Origin of the sequence: Streptomyces sp. cg36, assembly GCF_041080675.1 — a bacterium.
Classification (GTDB): Bacteria; Actinomycetota; Actinomycetes; order Streptomycetales; family Streptomycetaceae; genus Streptomyces.
This window is the reverse complement of the sequence record NZ_CP163520.1, coordinates 4,875,875-4,896,024: the sequence shown is the minus strand read 5'-3', so window position 1 is coordinate 4,896,024 and position 20,150 is coordinate 4,875,875. Positions and strand designations below refer to the sequence as shown.

Sequence of the window (20,150 nt, the reverse complement as noted above, 5' to 3'; positions counted from 1 at the left end):
CCGACTGGTTCTCTCCGACTGGTTCGGGAGGTCCCGGCGGCCCACTGTAATGCCGCCGGCCGTGGCCGCGCGGGCTCACACGTTCCCGGTGTTCGAGGTAAAGACGTCACCGTCGTACGGAAGGTTGCCGAACGGTCGTACCGAACCGGGGTGATCGATTCCGACGGGGTGCGCAACCGGCCACTTTGCGGCCACATTTGCGTCGAGAGCCGACCATTCAAGATCACTTGCCGGTGGGTGGCGGGCGTGTTGTCAGTGGCAGGTGCGAGGATGCCCTCAGCACGACATGTGTGCCCGGTGGGGGGAATCACAAGGGTCCTTCCCTCCATGCCCGGCACCCCCGCGCAGAAGGGACCGCCGAGGCGATGCAGATCCGGCTGACCGTCCTCGCGCCGCGCAGCGCGCACGCTGCGGCGCGCGCCTGCGACGTGCTCGTGACCGCACCCTCGGGGACCGCGCTCGCCGCCGTCGCCTCCGGCCTGGCCACGGCCGTGTCCGGCTCCGAGATCTCCAGCACGGTGGTGCTCTACGCGGGCCGCGAGCGGCTGGATCCGCAGCGCCGCGTCCTCGGCGAGCCGCCGCTGGTGGACGGGGCGGTGCTGTCCCTGTCCGCCCCCAGCGACCCGGAGGCGTACGGAGGAGGGCACGAGGAGGCCGCCCAGGTCCGGCTCTGCGTGGTCGCCGGGCCCGACGCGGGCGGCGTCCATCTGCTGCACGGCGGCCAGATCCGCGTCGGCCGCTCGGCGGAGGCGGACGTTCCGCTGGACGATCCGGACGTGTCCCGGCTGCACTGCGCGGTGACCGTCGGCGAGGGCGGCCGGGTGTCGGTGGCCGACCTCGGCTCGACCAACGGCACCCGCGTGGACGGCGCGCCGGTCGGCCCCGAGCCGGTCCGCCTCGCCCCGGGCGCCCTGCTGCGGCTGGGCGAGTCGACGCTGCGGCTGGGCCCCGGCGCCCCGGCCGCCGGGACGCTGGCGGCGGTGGCGGACGGGGAGGGCCACATCCGGGTGAGCCCGGCGGACGCGCCCGCCCCGGCGTCCGGACCGGAGAGCGGCCGGGTGCCCGCCCCGCGCCCGGCGAGCGAGCCGGGAGCGGCGGGGGAGTACGGAAGGACGACGCACGGCACGGGCGGCGGCCCCTTCGCCGCGGAACACCGGGCGCAGACCGCGGCGGAGGGCGCCCGGCCGCACGGCCGCGACGACGGCGCGCGGGCGTACGGGGAGCGCCCCGCGCCGGGCCACCCGGACCGGGGGCATCCGCAGCGGGAGCGCCCGGAGCAGCGGCGCCAGGACCGGCCGGAGCCGGGGCGCACGGAACAGGGCTACGGAGAGTTCGGCGGCCTGTCCGGCGGGATCCCCGGCCAGCAGGGCGGGCCCCGGACGGATCCGGCGCCCGGCCCGCTCCCCCGCCAGGAGCCGGGAGCCGCCCGGCCCGGGGCGCGCCCGGCGGCCACCGGCGTGCCCCGGCAGTCCCCCGCCACCGGCGCCGGGCGCCGCACCGGCACGCCCGCGCGCGGCACCCGCGTGCCGGAAGAGGTCGAGCACGCACGCGTGGACGACGGTGACGGCGGCCGTCGGCGCGGCGGCATCGGCGCCTGGGCCCGGCGGCTCACCGGCGGCCGGGGCGAGCCGGTGTACGAGCCGGAGCCGGTGCGCACCGAGGCCGTCGCGCCGGGCGTCGCCCCCGCCCCCGAGCGCTGGCCGGACCCGGCGGCGCTGCTGCTCACCGCGCTCGGCCCCGGGCCGCGCCTGTGGGAGCGGCGGCCGGGCCACCCGGAGGCGCTGGCGGTCCGGGTCGGGACCGCGGACCGGGGCGACCTCGCGGCCGTGCCGGTCACCGCGGGGCTGCGCGAGGCGGGTTCGCTGGGCCTGGCCGGGCCGCGCGCCCGGCTGAACGGACTGGCGAGGGCGGTCGTGGCCCAGCTGGCCGCGCTGCACTCACCGGCCGACCTGGAGATCGTCCTCATCAGCACCGAGCGCGGTCGCAGCCTCCAGACCCGCACGGCGGAGTGGGGCTGGCTCGGCTGGCTCCCGCACGTGCGGCCGGGCCACGGCCAGGACTGCCGGCTGCTGCTCGCCTACGACCGGGACCAGGCCACCGCCCGGACGACGGAGCTGGTCCGGCGCCTCGACGACAGCCCGCTCGGGCCCGGCTGGGCCTCGGCCGAGCCGTCGGCGGTGGCGGAGGCCACGCGCGCGTACCGCGGCCCGTTCACGGTGGTCGTCGTCGACGGCGACCCCGGCTCGTCGGCGCTGCGCGAGACCACGGCCCGGCTGGCCAGTGCCGGGGGCGCGGCCGGGATCCATCTGCTGTGCCTGGCCGAGACCCCGCCCGCCTCCCCGCTCTCGCCGCTGGAGGCGACGTACGAGTCGGCGTGCGCGGTCTCGCTCCCGTTCCGCGAGTGCGGGGCGGCGGCGCTGCTCAGCGGTGACGTGGCCACCGCGCTGCGGCTGCTGCGCACCGCCGGCGGGCGCCCGGCGGGCCACGGCACGCTGGCGGTGGTGGACGCGGTGTCGGCGGCGTGGGCCGAGCGGTTCGCGCGGGCCCTGGCGCCGCTGCGCGCGGGCGACGCGGCGGCCGTCGCGGCGGGCCGCCCCGCCGCCGCCCTGCCGCCCTCCTCCCGGCTCCTGGACGAGCTGGGGCTGGCCCGGGCCACGCCCGCGTCCCTGATGGCGCGCTGGGAGTCGGCGCCGGACGGCGCGGTGGTGCTCGGCACCGGCCCGCGCGGCCCGGTCGGCGTCGCCCTCGCCACGGACGGGCCGCACCTGCTGGTCGAGGGCCCGGCGGGCAGCGGGCGCACCGAGCTGCTGCGGGCGGTCGCGGCCTCGCTCGCGGCCGGGGCGCGCCCGGACCGGCTGGGTCTGGTCTTGGTCGACGGGGCGGGCGGCGAGCGCGGCGAAGGGCTGCGCCCGTGCACCGAACTGCCGCACGTGACCACGCATCTGGTGGCCTCGGACCCGGTCCGGATGCGGGAGTTCGCCCAGGCCCTGGGGGCCGAACTGAAGCGGCGCGCCGAGCTGTTCGGCGAGGCGGGCTTCGCCGCGTGGGCGGAAGAGCACGGGGCCCAGGAGGTGGCCGGGCGGGCCGTGGGGCAGCGCCCGGCCCCGGCGGCCGAGCAGCGGGGCGACGTGGAGGCGTCGTCCACCAGCACGCTGCGGCTGCGCCCGATGGCCCGGCCGCGTACGGAGGGACCCCCGCCGCCCGCCCGGCTGGTGGTCCTGGTGGACGATCTGGACGCGCTGGTCGCCCCGGCGCTCGGCAGCCCCGGGCGGCCCGCCGCCGGGTCGGTGGTGCGGGCGCTGGAGGCGGTGGCCCGGGACGGCGAGCGGCTCGGGGTGCACCTGGTCGCGACCTCGGCCCGCCCGGAGCGCACGGCCGACACCGAACTGGCCCGTGGCGTACGGCAGGTGGTGCGGCTCGACGCGCCCCCGGCGGCGCCGTCGCCCGAGGAGCCCTCGCCGGGCCGGGGGCGGCTGTTCGGGGCGGACGGGACGGTGACCCCGTTCCAGGGCGGCCGGGTCACCGGGCGCATACCCCGGACGGCCACGCTGCGGCCGACCGTGGTCCCGCTGGAGTGGGAGCGGATGGGGGATCCGCCGGCCCGGCGGCCGGTGCGGGAGCTGGGCAACGGCCCGACCGATCTCGCGCTGCTGGCCAGCGCGTTGGACCGGGCGGCCCGGCTGGTCCACGCGGTCGCCCCGGAGGGCCTCTGACCGGCCGCCGGGCCGCCGCTCCGGCCCCGGGCCGACGGGGACCGGGCGCGCCGCCCCCCTCGCCCCTTCCGCCCCGCGCGTAACTGACGCCACGTCACGAGCCCATCACGATCGAACAGTTGACGGCGATCGTGGTATTGCGGGCCCCCCGCACCGGGCGTAGGACTGTCCGGACGGGACGACCTCGACGGCGGGAGGCGGCAGCTCATGCGTACAGGTCGGAAGTGGGTCGGAACGGCCATCATCGGAGTGCTCGCCCTCACCGCCGCCGCGTGCGGCAGCGACGACAAGAAGGACGAGGGGCCCGGGCCGACCAAGAGCGCGGGCGGCCCCGCCGGATCCTCCCTGACGCTGCCCCGGCTGGACGGGCAGAAGATCGAGGTCGCGGCCGTGTGGACCGGGCCCGAGCAGGCCAACTTCGTCAAGGTGCTCAAGGAGTTCGAGAAGCGGACCGGCGCCACCGTCACCTTCGTTCCCGCCCAGGACCCGATCGTCAACTTCCTCGGCACCAAGATCGCCGGTGGCAGTCCGCCCGACGTGGCCATGCTGCCGCAGGTCGGGGCGATCCAGCAGGCGGCCCGGAAGAAGTGGCTCAAGCCCGTCGGGGCACCGGCCAAGGAGCAGCTCGCCAAGAACTACGCCAAGGTGTGGCAGGACCTGGGCGCGGTGGACGGCACCCAGTACGCGGTGTACTTCAAGGCCGCCAACAAGTCGCTGGTCTGGTACAACACCAAGGTCTTCGACGCGGCCGGGGCCAAGGTCCCCACGACCTGGCCGGAGTTCCTCGCCACCGCCGACACCATCTCGGCCTCCGGCGTCACCCCCGTCTCGGTCGGCGCCGCCGACGGCTGGACGCTGACCGACTGGTTCGAGAACGTCTACCTCTCCCAGGCCGGGCCCGAGAAGTACGACCAGCTCGCCCAGCACCGCATCAAGTGGACCGATCCGTCGGTCAAGGCGGCCCTGACGACGCTGGGCGGGCTCTTCGGCAAGCCGGATCTGATCGCGGGCGGCGCGAGCGGCGCGCTGCAGACCGAGTTCCCGGCCTCGGTGACCCAGACGTTCACCGGTGGCGACCAGCCGAAGGCGGCCATGGTCTTCGAGGGCGACTTCGTCAGCATCAACATCGCCCAGACCTCGGCCAAGGTGGGTACGGACGCGAAGGTCTTCCCGTTCCCGGCGGTCGGCGCCAAGGCGCCGGTGGTGACCGGCGGCGACGCGGCCGTGGCGCTGAAGGACACGGCGGGCGCGCAGGCGCTGCTGACCTGGCTGGCCTCGCCGGACGCCGCCGGGATCTGGGCGGCGGCGGGCGGTTACATCTCGCCGAACAAGTCCACGGATCTGGCCGCCTACCCGAACGACGTGCAGCGCGGCATCGCCAAGGCGCTGGTGGCGGCCGGGGACGACGTCCGGTTCGACATGTCCGACCAGGCGCCGCAGTCGTTCGGCGGGACGCCGGGCAAGGGCGAGTGGAAGGACCTCCAGGACTTCCTGAAGAACCCCAAGGACGTCTCCGGCGCCCAGTCCCGGCTGGAGGCCGACGCGGCCGCCGCGTACCAGAGGTGACGCGGCCGTGACCACCGCACCGGTACCGGCACCGCCGTCCGCGCCCTCCCCCGCCCCCGGGCCGCGCCGCCGGGTGACCGGGACCCGCTCCTCGCTGGCCGCCGCGTTCCTGCTGCCCGCGCTGGTGCTGCTCGGCGCGCTGGTCGTCTATCCCATCGGCTACTCGCTCTACCGGTCCTTCTTCGACCAGTCCGGCGACGGCTTCGCCGGGTTCGACAACTACCGGACGCTCTTCACCGACCACAGCATCCGCACGGCCGTCAAGAACAACGCGATCTGGGTGGTGTGCGCGCCGACGGTCGCCACCGCGCTCGGGCTGATCTTCGCCGTACTGACCGAACGGGTGCGCTGGGGCACGGCGTTCAAGCTGGTCGTCTTCATGCCGATGGTGATCTCGATGCTGGCGGCCGGGATCATCTTCCGGCTGGTGTACGAGCAGGACCCGGGCCGGGGCGTGGCCAACGCCGTCTGGGTCGGGGTGCACGACACCTTCGCCGAGTCGGCCGGGTTCCCCCGGGCCCGTCCGCTGCCCTCGGCGCCGCTGGAGCCGGGCGGGGGCGGCACGTTCGTCACCAAGGAGGCGGTGCACACCGGGCAGCCGGTGCTGCTGCCGCTCGTCGGGGTGCCCGCCGACAAGGTGCCCTCGTCGGCCAAGGCCGCGAAGGCGTCCGTACCGGCCCCTGGGAAAGTGAGCGGAACCGCCTGGCTGGACTTCACCAAGGGAGGCGGCGGCACCCCCAACACCATTGACCCCAAGGAGACCGGCCTCAAGGGCCTGAAGATCGAAGCCGTGAAGAACGGCCAGGTGGTCGCCACGGCGACCGCGCACGCCGACGGCACGTTCACGCTGCCCGCCCGGGCCGACGGCGCCCGGCTGCGGCTGCCGCAGAGCAACTTCCGCGAGCCCTACAACGGCGTCCAGTGGCTCGGCCCGACGCTGGTGACCCCGGCCATCATCGGCTCCTACATCTGGATGTGGGCCGGGTTCGCGATGGTGCTGATCGCGGCCGGGCTCGCGGGGCTGCCGCGCGAGCTCCTGGAGGCGGCCCGGGTGGACGGCGCCAACGAGTGGCAGGTCTTCCGGCGGGTGACGGTTCCGCTGCTGGCGCCGGTCCTGGCGGTCGTCCTGGCGACGCTGATGATCAACGTACTGAAGATCTTCGACCTGATCTTCATCATCGCGCCCGGCTCCAGCCAGGCCGACGCCAACGTGCTGGCGCTCCAGCTCTACCGCTCCTCGTTCGGCACCGACGCCGACCTCGGGGTGGGCAGCGCGATCGCGGTGCTGCTGCTGGTCCTGGTGGTCCCGGTGATGGTCCTCAACATTCGCAGGATGCGGCGGGAGGCCCGGCGATGACGGTCGTGGGTGTCGTCAAGGCCCGGCGGTCGCTGCCCGCCCGGATCGCCGGGCGCGCGGGCGGCGGCGCGCTGCGCGTCTTCCTGGTCCTGGTCGGCCTGTTCTGGCTGCTGCCGACCGCCGGGCTGCTGCTCTCCTCGCTGCGCAGCCCCGCCGACATCGCCTCCAGCGGCTGGTGGAAGGCGTTCGGCGACCCGTCCCAGCTGACCTTCCACAACTACTCCGAGCTGCTCGACAACAGCACGGTCACCGACTCGCTGCTCTCCACCGTGCTGATCACCGTCCCCGCGACCGTGCTGGTCGTGGTGATCGGCTCGCTCGCCGGATACGCCTTCGCCTGGATGGAGTTCCCCGGCCGCGACTGGTGGTTCATGCTGGTGGTGAGCCTGCTGGTGGTGCCGGTCCAGGTCGCGCTGGTGCCGGTCGCCAAGCTCTTCGGCAAGATCGGGATCTTCGAGACGACGGTCGGCGTCATCACCTTCCACGTCGCCTTCGGACTGCCGTTCGCGATCTTCCTGCTGCGGAACTTCTTCGCGGAGATCCCGCGCGAGCTGCTGGAGGCCGCCCGGCTCGACGGGGCGGGCGAGCTGCGGCTGTTCACCCGGGTCGTGCTGCCGCTCGGCGGTCCGGCCATCGCCTCGCTGGGCATCTTCCAGTTCCTGTGGGTCTGGAACGACATGCTGGTGGCGCTGATCTTCGCGGACTCCAAGCACCCGCCGATCACGGTCGCCCTGCAGCAGCAGGTACGGCAGTTCGGCAACAACATCGACGTCCTGGCGCCCGGCGCGTTCGTCTCGATGGTCATCCCGCTGGCCGTGTTCTTCGCGTTCCAGCGCCAGTTCGTGTCGGGGGTGATGGCGGGCGCCGTCAAGTAGCCGCCGTGCGCTTACCCCCTCCGCCACCAGCCGCGTAACCCACGCGCGCCATTCGCCGTTCTAGGGGCCATGCCCCGGTTCAGCGTGATCGTTCCCGTGTTCAAGGTCCAGGCTTATCTGCACGACTGCCTGGGCTCCGTGCTCAGCCAGTCGTACGACGATCTGGAACTGATCGCGGTGGACGACAGCTCACCGGACGCGTGCGGCGCGATCATCGACGAACACGCCGCCCGCGACCGCCGGGTGACCGCCGTGCACCTGGAGTCCAACACCGGCATCGGCCCCGCCCGCAACGCGGGCCTGGCCCGTGCCACCGGCGACTACGTGGTCTTCCTGGACGGCGACGACACCCTCACCCCGGGCGCCCTCCAGGCCGTCGCGGACCGGCTGAAGGAGACCGGCGACCCGGACGTGCTGGTCTACGACTACGCCCGCGCCTTCTGGTCCGGCGAGCGCGTGCGCAACAAGGCGGCGGCGCAGCTCGCCGAGTCCGGTCCCGCCACCTTCCGCCTCGCCGACCGGCCGGGCCTGCTGAAGCTGCTGAGCGTGGTGTGGAACAAGGCGTACCGCCGCGAGTTCATCGAGGAGCAGGGCTTCACCTTCACGCCCGGCTACTACGAGGACGCGCCCTGGACGTACCCGGCGCTGATGTCGGCGGAGTCGATCTCCACCCTGGACCGGGTCTGCGTCCACTACCGCCAGCGCCGCCAGGGCAGCGTCCTGTCCACCACCAGCCCGCGCCACTTCGACCTCTTCGACCAGTACGACCGGGTCTTCGCGTTCATCGACGCGCGCCCCGAACTGGCCGTCTGGCGCCCGCCGGTCTTCCGGAAGATGGCCGACCACTTCCTGGCCGTCTTCACCGCCCGCATCCGGCTGCCGCACGGCAGCCGCGCCGAGTTCTTCCACCGCGCCCGCGCCCAGTACCGCCGCCACCGCTCCCCGGGCGCGGGCCCGCGCACCCTGCGCGTACGGGTGCGGCACGGTCTGGTGCGGCTCGGCGCGCACCGCACCTACACCGCGCTCGGGGCCCTGCGCGCGCTGCGCGGCGCCGCCGCCCGGCGCGCGGTCGCCCTGGGCCGCGCCCTGCGTTCGGGCGCGCTGCGGCTGCACTACCGCGTGCAGCGGCGGCTGCCGCTGCGCGACGAGGCGCTGTTCAGCGCGTACGGGGGCCGGGGGTACGCCTGCAACCCGGCCGCCGTCGAGGCGCAGGTGCGCGAGCTGGTGCCACGGGTGCGCACCGCGTGGGCCGCCGACGCCCGCCGGCTGCACACCGTGCCGCCCGCGACCCGCCGGGTGCGGACCGGCTCCATGGCGTACTGGACGACGCTGGCCCGGTCCAAGTACCTGGTCAGCAATGTCGAGTTCGACCGAGGGCTGGTCAAGCGGCCCGGCCAGGTGTTGCTGCAGACCCATCACGGCACCCCGCTCAAGGCCATGGGCCTGGATCTGATGGACCGTCCGGCCGCCGCCCGCGACACCGACTTCGGCGCGCTCGTCGCCGGCAGCGACCAGTGGGACTACAGCCTCTCCGCCAATCTGCACTCCTCGCTGACCTGGGAGCGCACCTATCCGTCCGGCTACACCACGCTCGAATACGGCTATCCGCGCAACGACGTCTTCCAGCACGCCACCGCCGCCGACGTGGCCCGGCTGCGCGACGGCCTCGGCATCCCGGCGGACGCCACCGCCGTCCTGTACGCGCCGACCCACCGCGACTACCTGCGCGGCCGGCACCTCCCGCTCGACCTGGAACGGGTGGCCCGCACGCTCGGCCCCGGCTTCGTGCTGCTCACCCGCGCCCACTTCGCCGACGGCGCCCCGCTGGCGGCGGCGGGCCTGCACCCCCGGGTCGTCGACGTCAGCGAGCACCCCTCGGTGGAGCAGCTGTGCCTGGCCGCCGACGCGCTGGTCACCGACTACTCGTCGCTGATGTTCGACTACGCCAACCTGGACCGCCCGATCGTGGTCCACACCGACGACTGGGAGGCGTACGAGGCGGCCCGGGGCACCTACTTCGACCTGCGGGCCTGCCCGCCGGGCGCGGTGGCGCGCACCGAGGACGAACTGATCGACATCTTCACCACCGGCCACTGGCGCGGCTCCCGCTCGGCCCAGCTGCGGGCCGCGTTCCGGGCCCGCTTCTGCCCGTACGACGACGGGCACGCGGCGGAGCGGGTGGTGCGCCGGGTGTTCCTGGGCCAGACCGGGGCGCTGCCGCCGGTGGTGCCCGTCGAGGACCGCCGCCCGGCGCCGTCGGCGACCCGGTCCGCCGACGCGGCGCAGCGGGAGCTCGCGGGGCTGGTCTAGGCGTTCGGGGCTGGTCCGGGGCCTTCGGGAGGGCAGCCGTGGGGTGCACGCCCGGCCGTGATCCTCTCGTCGGCCGTCCGCCCGCCCCCTCCCGGACCCCGGTGGTTCCCGTGAAAGCACCCGTCCCCCTCGGCCTCCGCCCGCGCCCGTACGCGGCCACCCGCATCCTCGTCACCGGCGGCGCCGGATTCATCGGCTCGCACTACGTCCGTACGCTGCTCGGCCCGGACGGGCCCGGCGGCGTCGAGCTGACCGTCCTCGACAAGCTCACCTACGCGGGCAGCGCCGCCAACCTCGACCCCGTGCGCGCCCACCCCGGCTTCGCCTTCGTGGCGGGCGACGTCTGCGACGCCGAGCTGGTCGACAAACTGGTCGGCGAGCACGACCAGGTGGTGCACTTCGCCGCCGAGTCGCACGTCGACCGCTCGATCACCGGCGCCGCCGAGTTCGTCCGCACCAATGTGCTGGGCACCCAGACCCTGCTGGACGCGGCCCTGCGCCACCGGACCGGCCCCTTCGTGCACATCTCCACGGACGAGGTGTACGGGTCGATCGAGCGGGGCTCCTGGCCGGAGGAGCACCCGCTGCGCCCCACCTCCCCGTACGCGGCCTCCAAGGCGTCCGCCGACCTGGTGGCGCTCTCCTACCACCGCACCCACGGCCTGGACGTGCGCGTGACGCGCTGCTCCAACAACTACGGCCCCCACCAGTTCCCCGAGAAGCTGATCCCGCTGTTCGTCACCCGGCTCCTGGACGGCCAGGACGTGCCGCTGTACGGGGACGGGCTCCAGGTGCGCGACTGGCTGCACGTCGACGACCACGTGCGGGCCGTCGAGCTGGTGCGCACCGGCGGGCGCGCGGGCGAGGTCTACAACGTCGGCGGCGGCACCGCGCTCACCAACCGGGAGCTGACCGGGCTGCTGCTCACGGCCTGCGGCGCGGGCCGGGACCGGGTCGTGCACGTCGAGGACCGCAAGGGCCACGACCGGCGCTACTGCGTCGACTGGACCAAGCTCCGCACCGAGCTCGGCTACGCGCCCCGCAAGGACTTCGCCCGGGGGCTGGCCGAGACCGTCGACTGGTACCGCGCCCACCGCTCCTGGTGGGAGCCGCTGCGGCGCGGGGCGGGCCGGTGAGCGGGCGCCGCGCTCAGCTGCCGCACCGCGCCGGGCCCACCACGAGCACCAGCCGGTCGTGGCCGTGGCGGCGGACCGCGAACTCCCGCCCGGCGAAGGCGCGGACGGCCGGGAGCAGCCCGGCGGCGGCCGGTGGCCGCACCGGTCCCTCGCCCACGAACAGCAGCCACTCCCCCTCCTCCAGCAGCGTCAGCGCCTCGCAGGCCGACTCGGCCCGGAAGCGGCCGTCCGCGTACCGCACCGGCAGCTCGACCTCCTCCTCCGCGCCCGCGCGGCGCAGCTGGAGCGGCCGGGCCGGGCCGCCGTAACAGCCCTCGGCGAACAGGGTGTCGCCGGTCCAGGCGATGTCCTCGGCGTACGCGTGGGGCAGCTCGTCGTGGAGCAGGGCGTTGCCCCGGGCGCTCACCGTGAGGGCCAGCTCGCGGCCCCCGGGCACGGCGTGGCGGCCCAGCGGCAGGGTGGCGGACGCGGCGACCGGGAGCCGCCTGCCGTCCGCCCCGACCAGCTGGACGGTGTACGTGTCGCGGGGGCGGTGCTCGCCGTGCGGCGCCCGCACCGGGCCACGGCCGCGCACCTGGGCCAGCTCCTCCAGCGGCACCTCGGCGGTGAACCGCGCGCCGTCCCGTTCGAGCGGCACCTGGACCGCCGCCCCCGAGTGCAGGTGGCCGAGCCGCAGCGCGCCCGCGCGGGTCCGGGTCTCCCCGGTGAGCCGCAGCACCCCGGCGCCGCACTCGTGGCCGGTCAGCCAGGTCTGGACGCGCTCGGCGTGCAGCTGGAGCCGCCCGTCGGCGAAGGCGGGGACGATCCGGGTGTGCTCGTCCAGGTGGTGCGGGCCCAGCTGGGCGCCCCCGTCCGCCACTCCGCCCCGGCGCGCCACACCGTGGCCGAGCACGCCGAGGACCAGCTTCCAGGTGGTGGTGGCGGACTCGGTGAGCAGCCGGGCCGGGTCGACGGTGATCTCGAAGCCCGCCCAGTCGTAGCCGTGCAGCCGCTGGCCCGAACGGGCGGTCACGGAAGGGTCGTTGACGCGGCGCAGCCGCAGCGGCAGGGTGCGCCGGTCGGCGCCGCGCAGCCAGGCCGCCTTCAGCGCGTGCCGCCGGGCGGTCGCGGGGAGGTTGCGGACATAGCCGTACCCGGTGAGCCTCAGCGTGCCGTCGCGCCACTCGGCGCCGGTCAGCCGCGCCTCCAGCGGCAGGTCGGCGGGGGCCAGGGCGACGGCCTCGCGCGGTACGGGCGCGGTCAGCGGCGGATACTCGGCGGTGCGGCGGCGCAGCCCGCGCACCAGGTGCGTACGGGGACTGGTCCGCTCGAACTCCAGCAGCGCCAGCAGCTCCGTCAGCCGCCGCTCGCGGACCAGCTGCCACACCACCCGCGACTGCGGCGGCAGCGCGGCGAACGCCTCCGGGGCCGCCCGCGCGACGAACTCCCCGGCGTGGCGCAGGAACGCCTCCCGGTAGGCGTCGTCGCCCTCGGGCAGCGCCCGCGCGAAGTGCCACAGGTCGTCGCGCAGCACCGACTCGTCGTAGTGCCGCTTGTGCTCGGGCACGGCCGCGAGCGAGGCGCTGACGCCGAGCACCGCCGCCGCGCGGGCGGCGGCCTCGCGCGCCTCGGCCCGCCGCCCGGCGAGCGCCCCGTCCCGGTTCCGCCAGTAGTAGACGGCGTCCTGGAGCACGTCGACCGAGCGGGCCGCGAAGTGCGCGGGCACGGCCACCGGCGCGTCCTGGTGCGGCACGGCCTCGGGGAAGGCGTAGGAGCGGGCGTCCCAGAACTCCCGGCGGAACACCTTGTTGCAGACGATCCGGTCCGCGAGCAGCGACCAGTCCTCGGTGACGTGGATGGCGGTCCGGGTCGCCCGCATCGGCCGGGCGAACAGCGGGTGCTGTGCCAGCCGTCCGTGCGCGCCGAGCCGCAGCACATTGCCCGAGGCGAAGTCCGAGCCGGTCTTGTCGAGCACGCCGACCAGCAACTCGAAGGCCCGGCCGGGCAGTACGCCGTCCCCGTCCACGAACGCCAGGTACGCCGAGCCGGGCGCGGTGTGCGCCACCCCGGTGTTGCGGGCCGCGCCGAGTCCGCCGCCCGCCCCGGCGACCACCGTGAACCGGTCGTCGCGCGCGGCGAGTTCGCGCGCCACCGCCGCGCCGGTGTCCGCGGACCCGTCGGCCACGACGACCACGGCGAGGTCCTCGAAGGTCTGCCGGGCCAGCGAGTCCAGACACTCGCCCAGCCGCTCCTCGACGTTGCGGGCGGGGACGACGACGCTGAGGCGGGGCGTCATACGGGGCACACCTTCCTGCCGGCGGGGCGGGGCGCGTCCCGCCCCGCGCTGATCAACCCCCGAACGCGGGCGCGGTCACCTCGGCCCGGCCATCCGGGTGACGAAGGCCCGCGGCTCACCGGCCGGGCGGGGCACGGCCGGGGCGGGAGGCTCCCCGGGCGGGGCCGGGCGCTCGCCGAGCAGCACCCGGCGCACCACCCGCTCCGCCGCCCGCCCGTCGTCGTACGGGCAGAACCGGGCCCGGAACGCCGCGCGCAGCTTGCCGGCCGCGTCCGTGTCCCAGCCGCCGTCGAGGAACAGCCCGGCCAGTTCGCCGCCGCTGGTCGCGACCGCTCCGGGCGTCTCGCCCGGCAGCCCCGACAGCAGGTCGAAGTAGGTGCCCCGGGTGGCGCGGTAGACGTCCCAGTCGGGGGCGAACACCACGATCGGCCGGTCCAGACAGGCGTAGTCGAAGAGCAGCGACGAATAGTCGCTGATCAGCGCGTCGGAGGCGAGGCACAGCTCCTCGACGCCCTGGTGGCCGGTGACGTCCACGATCCCGGGGTGCCGCGCGGCCGGGCCCGCCGAGGTGCCGTGGAAGTAGTGCGCCCGCACCAGCAGGACGTACTCCTCGCCGAGCGCGTCGGCGAACGCCTCCAGATCGAGCGGCGGCACGAAGCCGGCTTCCCCGCCCGGCCGGTGGCCCCGGTGCGTCGGCGCGTACAGCAGCGCCCGGCGCCCCGGCGCGATCCCCAGCGAGGCCCGGATGCCCTCGATCTCCTCGGAAGTGGCCGTGGCATAGCGGTCGTTGCGCGGCTGCCCGAGCTCCAGCGACTCGTACGCGGACGGGTAGGCCCGCGCCCAGACCTCGGCCGCGTGCGGGTTGGCGGCGAGGCTGTAGTCCCACTGGTCGGCGCGGGCCAGCAGCCCGGCGAAGTCGGTGCCGCCGCCCGCGCTCACGGCCCGGCCGCGCAGGTCGAGCCCCATGGACTTGAGCGGGGTGCCGTGGTGCGTCTGCAGATAGACCTGGCCCTCCCGCTTGGTGAACCCGCCGGGGAAGGCGGAGTTGTTGACGAGGTACTTCGCCGTGGCCATGGCCCGCCAGTACGCGCGCGTCCCGGCCACCACGTACGCGGTCCCGGCCGGAACCCGGTCGGCGCACCGGCCGTCGACCACCCACAGATGCCGCAGCTGCGGCGCGATCTCCAGCGCCTTGGCGTGGATGGCGGCCGGGTTGCAGGCGACGCCCCGGTTCCAGTACGCCCCGTGGACGACCAGCCCGTCGTCCAGGGCCCGGTACCGGTCCGCCCGCCGGACCCCCTTCAGCACCCGCGCCCGCACCCGGCCCTCGGCCCGCTCCTTCATCTCCCGCGCGGCACGCGCCTGTTGGTCGAGCAGGACCCGGGCGCGGTGTACGGGGTACGGGCCGAGGGCGCCGCCGAGGAGGCGGTCGGCGGCGCGGTGGAACTCCCGGCGGTCGGCGGGCCGGATGCGGCGCGGGTCGTCGCGCACGGCCCGCAGCTGCGCGGCGGCGACGGGCCGCAGGGCGGGATCGGCGGCGAGCAGGGGCGCGTAGGCGTCGAGGGCCTGGAAGTGCAGGCGCCCGGGCTCGGCGCCCGGCCGCCGCTCCCGCACCCGCACGCAGACCCGTTCGAGCTCACCCTCCCGGCCCGCTCCCACCGCCCGCCCGGCCATCAGGACGGGCCGCACGGCCCCGTACTCCCCCCACCCGAACGCCAGCCCCCGCCCCAGCCAGAACCCCCGCCGATAAACCCGATCCCACCCAACGGGAACCTCAACGGAGCCACCCCCTCCCCCGCAGCTGTGGGCAATCGTGCCGCCGCCGCGGGCGCTCGCGCTGCCACCCTCCCCACCGCCGCGGGCGCTCGCGCCGCCCTCTCCCCCGCAGCTGTGGGCAATCGTGCCGCCGGGGCGGCACGGGTGGGCACAGCGGCACCCCGTTCCCGGGCGCTCCCGCTCCCCGCCCGCACCAGGGCCCGCCCCGGGCCCGGCCCCCGCCCAGGCCCGCACACCCCCCACGACCCGCCCGAGCCGGTCCACCCGCTCGTACCCGAACCGCAGCACATCGACCCGCCGCGCCCCCCGCAGCCGCGAGGCCAGCGCCGCCAGCGCCCCGGGCAGCAACACCCCGTCCCCCTCCAGGAACAGCAGGTACTCACCCCCCGCCCGCACCGCCCCCACGTTCCGCGCGGCCGACACTCCCCGCCGCACCGGCAGCCGCACCGGCAGCACCCGCGCATCGGCTTCCGCGAACTCCGCGACGATCGCCGCGCACCCGTCCGGCGACCGGTCGTCGACGACGATCAGCTCCAGGTCCCCGTACGACTGGTCGAGCACGGATTCCAGCGCCTCCCGCAGAAAGCCCTGAACGCGGTGGACCGGGACGACGACGCTGAAGAGGGGGCGCGGCATGACAACCGAGCGTAACCACCGGCCGCCACCGCCATGACACACCGTCACCCGATCGGGGCAGCACCGGCAACGAGTGCGGAAAACCCCTCCCGACCAGGCGTGTACCCGCCCGGGGCCGGTCCGCCGACCGTCCACGCCCGCCCGGGAGTTCACCCGTCAGGATGACCACCCCCAACCACCCCCAACCGCCCCCGCCGTCCCCGCCCGGCACCGCCCCGGGGGCCTCGACCGGCTGACGGCGGGGTGCTGATCGGGTGATCGCCGCGGGATGCCGGGACAGACGGACACCCCCACGGAACCGATGACCCGTGCGCACGATTCCTCCCTCCGGCCCGGCCCGGCTCCCGGCGCCCCGGCGCGCGGCCGTCCGCCCCGGCGACGCGCCGCCGCCGGGCCCGTTCTGGCGCGTCACCCCGTACTTCGTGGTGGGCGGGCTGTTCTGGCTGGTGATATCGGCGGCGGCCTGGCGGGTGCCGATGTGCTGCGACTTCGGCACGCACGCCGCCGTGGTCGAGCGCCTGCGGGCCGATCTGCTGAACCCCGCCCACCCGATGGCCGACGTGCCGGGCGCGGGCAGCCCGTACTACTCGCCGTACTCGGTGGCGCAGGGCCTGTTCGCGCGGGCCACCGACCTGCCGGGCCGGCTGGTGGTGCGGCTCTCCGGGCCGGTCAACCTGCTGGTCGTGATCACGGGTCTGGGCCGCTTCACCCGGCTGTTCTCCCGGAACCCCTGGGCACCGGTGCTGGCCCTGCTCTTCTCCGCGGTGCTGTGGGGCACCCGGGTGACCTGGTGGAGCGGGTTCCTCGGCCTGCTGTCGATGACCGGCAACCTGTCGTACCCGAGCACCTTCGCCATCGGTCTGACCTTCCATGTCTGGGCGCTGGCGGGCCGCATGACGGAACGTTCATCCCGGCGCGCGGACGAACCCGGCGGGACGGGCGCGCCCGGCCGGTTGCCGTACGCGGCGCTCGGCGTGCTGATCGGGGTGGTCGTGCTCGTCCACCCGATCACCTCGATCGCCGCCGTGCTCGGCTCGGCGGGCCTGGTGGCCGGACGCCACACCGGACCGGTGCGGGCGGCGGCCCCGCGCTGGGCGGCGACGGGCGCGGCGGCGCTGGCGGTGGCGGTGAGCTGGCCGTACTGCAACATCTTCACCCTGGTCGGCGACACCGGCATCGACTCCATGCACCGGGCCGTCTACGAGGAGCTGACCGGCCGTTACTGGCTCGCCGTCCTCCTCGGCGCGCCCGCGCTGCTGCTGCGGCTGCGCCGCGACCGGCGCGATCCGCCGGCCCTCATGACCGGGCTGTTCTGGCTGGTCGTCCTGTACGGCTGGCTCAGCGGCCACTTCACCTACGGCCGCCTCCTCGCGGTCGCCCTGGTACCGGCCCAGGTCGCGCTGGCCGTGGAGCTGACCCGGCCGCGCCCGTGGTCGCGGGCCCGGCGCGCGCTGGCCCCGCTGGCGGCGGCCGGTGCCTGCCTGGGGTTCGTGTCGGCCCAGGCGGGGGCGCTGGCGCCGGGCCTGGGCGTGCGGGGCGTGGAGCGCCCGCCGCACTGGGACACCTACGGCTGGGCCGCCCCGTACATTCCGGCGGGCGAGACGGTGCTGGCGGACGACTACTACGTGGTCCGCTCGCTGCCCGGTTACGGGCCGTTCCTGGTGGCGCCGGTGTGGCCGGACCCGGCGCTCCCCGAGGCGGACCGGCTGCGCCGCAAGGCGGCCGTGCGGCGGTATCTGACGCCGTCGACACCGCGCTCCGCGCGCGCGGAGATCGCCCGCCGCTACGGGGTGCGCTGGCTGCTGCTCACCCCGGCGCAGCACCTGCCTCCGGAGGCGGTGGTGGTCGCGTTCAGCCCGCACAGCGGCGAGGTGCTGGCCCGGGTCGCGTACGACCGGGGGTAGCGGCGGGGGCCGCGCTCAGCCCGTCGCCTTCAGGGCCGCCACCGCCGAGGTCGCCAGGTCGTCCAGATAGCCCTTCGGCAGCCCGCCCCGGACGACCACCAGACGCCAGTACAGCGGCCCCACGATCAGGTCGAGCGCCCGGTCGGGGTCGGCGCCCGCCGGGAGTTCGCCGCGCTCCACCGCCTCGCGCACCACGACGGCGGCGACGCCCTTCTGGCCGTCGAGCAGCGCCTCCTTGATGGCGTCGGCGATCTCCGGGTGGCGCATCGACTCGACCAGGAGGTCGGGGATCACCTGGGAGGCGACCGGGTGGCGCAGGGCCAGCGAGGCGACCGCGAGCAGCGCCCGGATGTCGCCGTACAGCGAGCCGGTGTGCGGCACCGGCAGCCCCTGTTCCGCGAACGCGGACACCAGGTCCAGGACCAGGCTGAGCTTGGACTTCCAGCGGCGGTAGACCGCCGTCTTGCCCACTCCGGCGCGGCGCGCGATGCCCTCGATCGACATCCGGGCGAACCCGACCGCCGCCAGCTCCTCGAACACGGCGGCGCGGATGGCCTCCGTCACGTCGGAGCGCAGCACGGCGGCTCCGGCCGGAGCGCGGCGCTGGGTTTCGGCGGGGTCGGGGGCGGCGGAATTGGTCATGTCTTGAGCATAGCGATACGACGAGACGGTTGCGTTGCGACGTGATCACGTCCTACCCTCACCGTTACGACGATACGGGCCCGTCCCGTCGTTGAGGATCGCGCACCCCCGCTCTCCGCCCGTCGCCCCGCCACCGGGGCGGCCCGCAGAACGCCCGCCCGCGAAGCCACGTCGAAAGCGACCGTTGTGAGCCAGACCGCAGCACCGCCCGCCCCGCAGGCCCCCGCGCAGGACACCCGGCCCGCCGACCCCGACCAGGGGCTGAGCGCCGAAGAACTGGCCGCCAAGTACGGCCTCACCGTCAGCGGCGCCCGCCCGTCGCTGCGCGACTACGTGCACCAGCTCTGGGAACGGCGCCACTTCATCTCGGCGTTCGCCACCGCCAAGCTGACCGCGCAGTACAGCGAGGCGAAGCTGGGTCAGATCTGGCAGCTGATGACCCCGCTGCTGAACGCGACGGTCTACTACTTCATCTTCGGCATCCTGATGGGCACCAAGCAGGGCGTCCCGGACTACATCCCGTTCCTGGTCACCGGCGTCTTCATCTGGACCTTCACCGCCAACTCGATCATGACGGGCACCCGGGCCATCACCGGCAACATGGGCCTGGTGCGGGCGCTGCACTTCCCCCGTGCCTCGCTGCCCATCGCCCTGGCGCTCCAGCAGCTCCAGCAGCTGCTGTTCTCCATCGCCGCGCTCGGCATCATCCTGGTCTGCGTCGGCGTCTACCCGTCGCCGTCCTGGCTGCTCGCCGTGCCCGCGCTGGTCCTGCAGGCCATGTTCAACACCGGTCTGTCGCTGGCGATGGCCCGGGTGGCGAGCAAGACCCCGGACGTCTCCCAGCTGATGCCGTTCATCCTGCGCACCTGGATGTACGTCTCGGGCGTCATGTGGAGCCTGCCGCAGCTGATGACCCGCAGCTCGCTGCCGCACGGCGTGGTGAAGGTGCTGGAGTACAACCCGGCCGCCGTCTACATCGACCTCATGCGCTTCTCGCTGATCCACAGCTTCAAGGCGAAGCAGCTCCCGGACCACGTGTGGGCCGTCGCGGGCGGCTGGGCGGTCCTCGCCCTCGTCGCCGGATTCATCTACTTCTGGAAGGCAGAGGAGAAGTACGGCCGTGGCTGACAGCACTCCCGCCGTGACCGGCGCTCCCACCGCGCTCGGCGCCCCCACCGTGGTCGCCGACGACGTCCACGTCATCTACAAGGTCAACGGCGGCTCCACCAAGGGCCGGGGCAGCGCGACCTCCGCGCTCAGCCGGATCACCTCCCGGCGCGCCGCCCCGGGCGTCCGCGAGGTGCACGCCGTCAAGGGCGTCAGCTTCGTCGCCCGCAAGGGCGAGGCGATCGGACTGATCGGCTCCAACGGCTCGGGCAAGTCGACCCTGCTCAAGGCCGTCGCCGGGCTGCTCCCGGCCGCCCGCGGGAAGATCTTCACCCAGGGGCAGCCGTCACTGCTCGGCGTCAACGCGGCGCTGATGAACGACCTGACCGGCGAGCGCAACGTCACCCTGGGCGGGCTCGCCATGGGCATGTCGCGCGAGGAGGTCCGGGACCGCTACGACGACATCGTCGAGTTCTCCGGGATCAACGAGAAGGGCGACTTCATCTCGCTGCCGATGCGCACCTACTCCTCCGGCATGGGCGCCCGGCTCCGCTTCTCCATCGCCGCCGCCAAGTCCCACGACGTCCTCCTGATCGACGAGGCGCTCTCCACCGGCGACGCCCGCTTCCAGCGGCGCAGCCAGGAGCGGATCGAGGAGCTGCGCGCCGAGGCGGGCACCGTCTTCCTGGTCAGCCACAGCAACGGCACCATCAGGCAGACCTGCGACCGCGCCATCTGGCTGGAGTCCGGGGTGCTGCGGATGGACGGCCCGGCCGAGGAAGTGGTGGCGGCGTACGAGGAGTACACCAAGAAGAAATAGGGCATACCGGAACGGGTAAATGCCCCAAACCGG

At 75.0% G+C, this 20,150-nt stretch carries 12 protein-coding genes; 9 read left to right on the top strand and 3 right to left on the bottom strand.

Annotation, left to right across the window (positions count from 1 at the left end; translation table 11 throughout):
• Positions 1-365: 365 nt before the first annotated feature.
• From AB5J87_RS21645 to rfbB, 6 genes are all read left to right on the top strand, one after another.
• Entirely contained in the window at positions 366-3,713 is a 3,348-nt protein-coding gene (locus AB5J87_RS21645) for an FHA domain-containing protein (RefSeq protein ID WP_369378546.1), read from the top strand.
• Between the two features lie 207 nt (positions 3,714-3,920).
• Entirely contained in the window at positions 3,921-5,279 is a 1,359-nt protein-coding gene (locus AB5J87_RS21640) for an ABC transporter substrate-binding protein (protein ID WP_369378545.1), read from the top strand.
• A gap of 7 nt (positions 5,280-5,286) precedes the next feature.
• The gene (locus AB5J87_RS21635; protein ID WP_369378544.1) at positions 5,287-6,636 is read left to right on the top strand and encodes a carbohydrate ABC transporter permease; all 1,350 of its coding nucleotides are present in this window, start codon (positions 5,287-5,289) and stop codon (positions 6,634-6,636) included.
• Positions 6,633-7,511 (top strand): carbohydrate ABC transporter permease, encoded by an 879-nt coding sequence (locus AB5J87_RS21630; RefSeq protein WP_369378543.1) that lies wholly within the window; start codon positions 6,633-6,635, stop codon positions 7,509-7,511. Before AB5J87_RS21635 ends, AB5J87_RS21630 begins: the two co-directional genes overlap by 4 nt.
• Before the next feature lie 69 nt (positions 7,512-7,580).
• Positions 7,581-9,821: a CDP-glycerol glycerophosphotransferase family protein gene (locus tag AB5J87_RS21625; RefSeq protein ID WP_369378542.1), complete on the top strand. Its 2,241-nt coding sequence runs from the start codon at positions 7,581-7,583 to the stop codon at positions 9,819-9,821.
• A gap of 110 nt (positions 9,822-9,931) precedes the next feature.
• Positions 9,932-10,957 carry a dTDP-glucose 4,6-dehydratase gene (rfbB, locus tag AB5J87_RS21620; RefSeq protein WP_369378541.1) on the top strand — a complete coding sequence of 342 codons (1,026 nt, stop codon included), beginning with the start codon at positions 9,932-9,934 and terminating at the stop codon, positions 10,955-10,957.
• A 13-nt stretch (positions 10,958-10,970) separates the two neighbouring features.
• Here the strand turns inward: rfbB and AB5J87_RS21615 are convergent, their stop codons facing one another.
• Both AB5J87_RS21615 and AB5J87_RS21610 read right to left on the bottom strand, forming a co-directional pair.
• Positions 10,971-13,232 carry a glycosyltransferase gene (locus AB5J87_RS21615; RefSeq protein ID WP_369378540.1) on the bottom strand — a complete coding sequence of 754 codons (2,262 nt, stop codon included), beginning with the start codon at positions 13,230-13,232 and terminating at the stop codon, positions 10,971-10,973.
• A 75-nt stretch (positions 13,233-13,307) separates the two neighbouring features.
• On the bottom strand, positions 13,308-15,644 hold the full coding sequence (locus AB5J87_RS21610) for a CDP-glycerol glycerophosphotransferase family protein (protein ID WP_369378539.1): 2,337 nt from the start codon (positions 15,642-15,644) through the stop codon (positions 13,308-13,310).
• A 308-nt stretch (positions 15,645-15,952) separates the two neighbouring features.
• Here AB5J87_RS21610 and AB5J87_RS21605 point away from each other — a divergent pair, with 308 nt between their 5' ends.
• Positions 15,953-17,548 (top strand): hypothetical protein, encoded by a 1,596-nt coding sequence (locus AB5J87_RS21605; protein WP_369378538.1) that lies wholly within the window; start codon positions 15,953-15,955, stop codon positions 17,546-17,548.
• A 15-nt stretch (positions 17,549-17,563) separates the two neighbouring features.
• On the opposite strand, the gene AB5J87_RS21600 is transcribed toward AB5J87_RS21605, so the two are convergent.
• On the bottom strand, positions 17,564-18,190 hold the full coding sequence (locus AB5J87_RS21600; RefSeq protein WP_369378537.1) for a TetR/AcrR family transcriptional regulator: 627 nt from the start codon (positions 18,188-18,190) through the stop codon (positions 17,564-17,566).
• A gap of 186 nt (positions 18,191-18,376) precedes the next feature.
• Between AB5J87_RS21600 and AB5J87_RS21595 the strand changes: the two genes are divergently transcribed.
• A complete protein-coding gene (locus AB5J87_RS21595; protein WP_369378536.1) occupies positions 18,377-19,318 on the top strand; it encodes an ABC transporter permease in 942 nt (313 codons plus the stop codon).
• Positions 19,311-20,117, top strand: a complete 807-nt coding sequence (locus tag AB5J87_RS21590) for an ABC transporter ATP-binding protein (protein ID WP_369378535.1) — start codon at positions 19,311-19,313, stop codon at positions 20,115-20,117. Before AB5J87_RS21595 ends, AB5J87_RS21590 begins: the two co-directional genes overlap by 8 nt.
• The last annotated feature ends 33 nt before the right edge of the window (positions 20,118-20,150 follow it).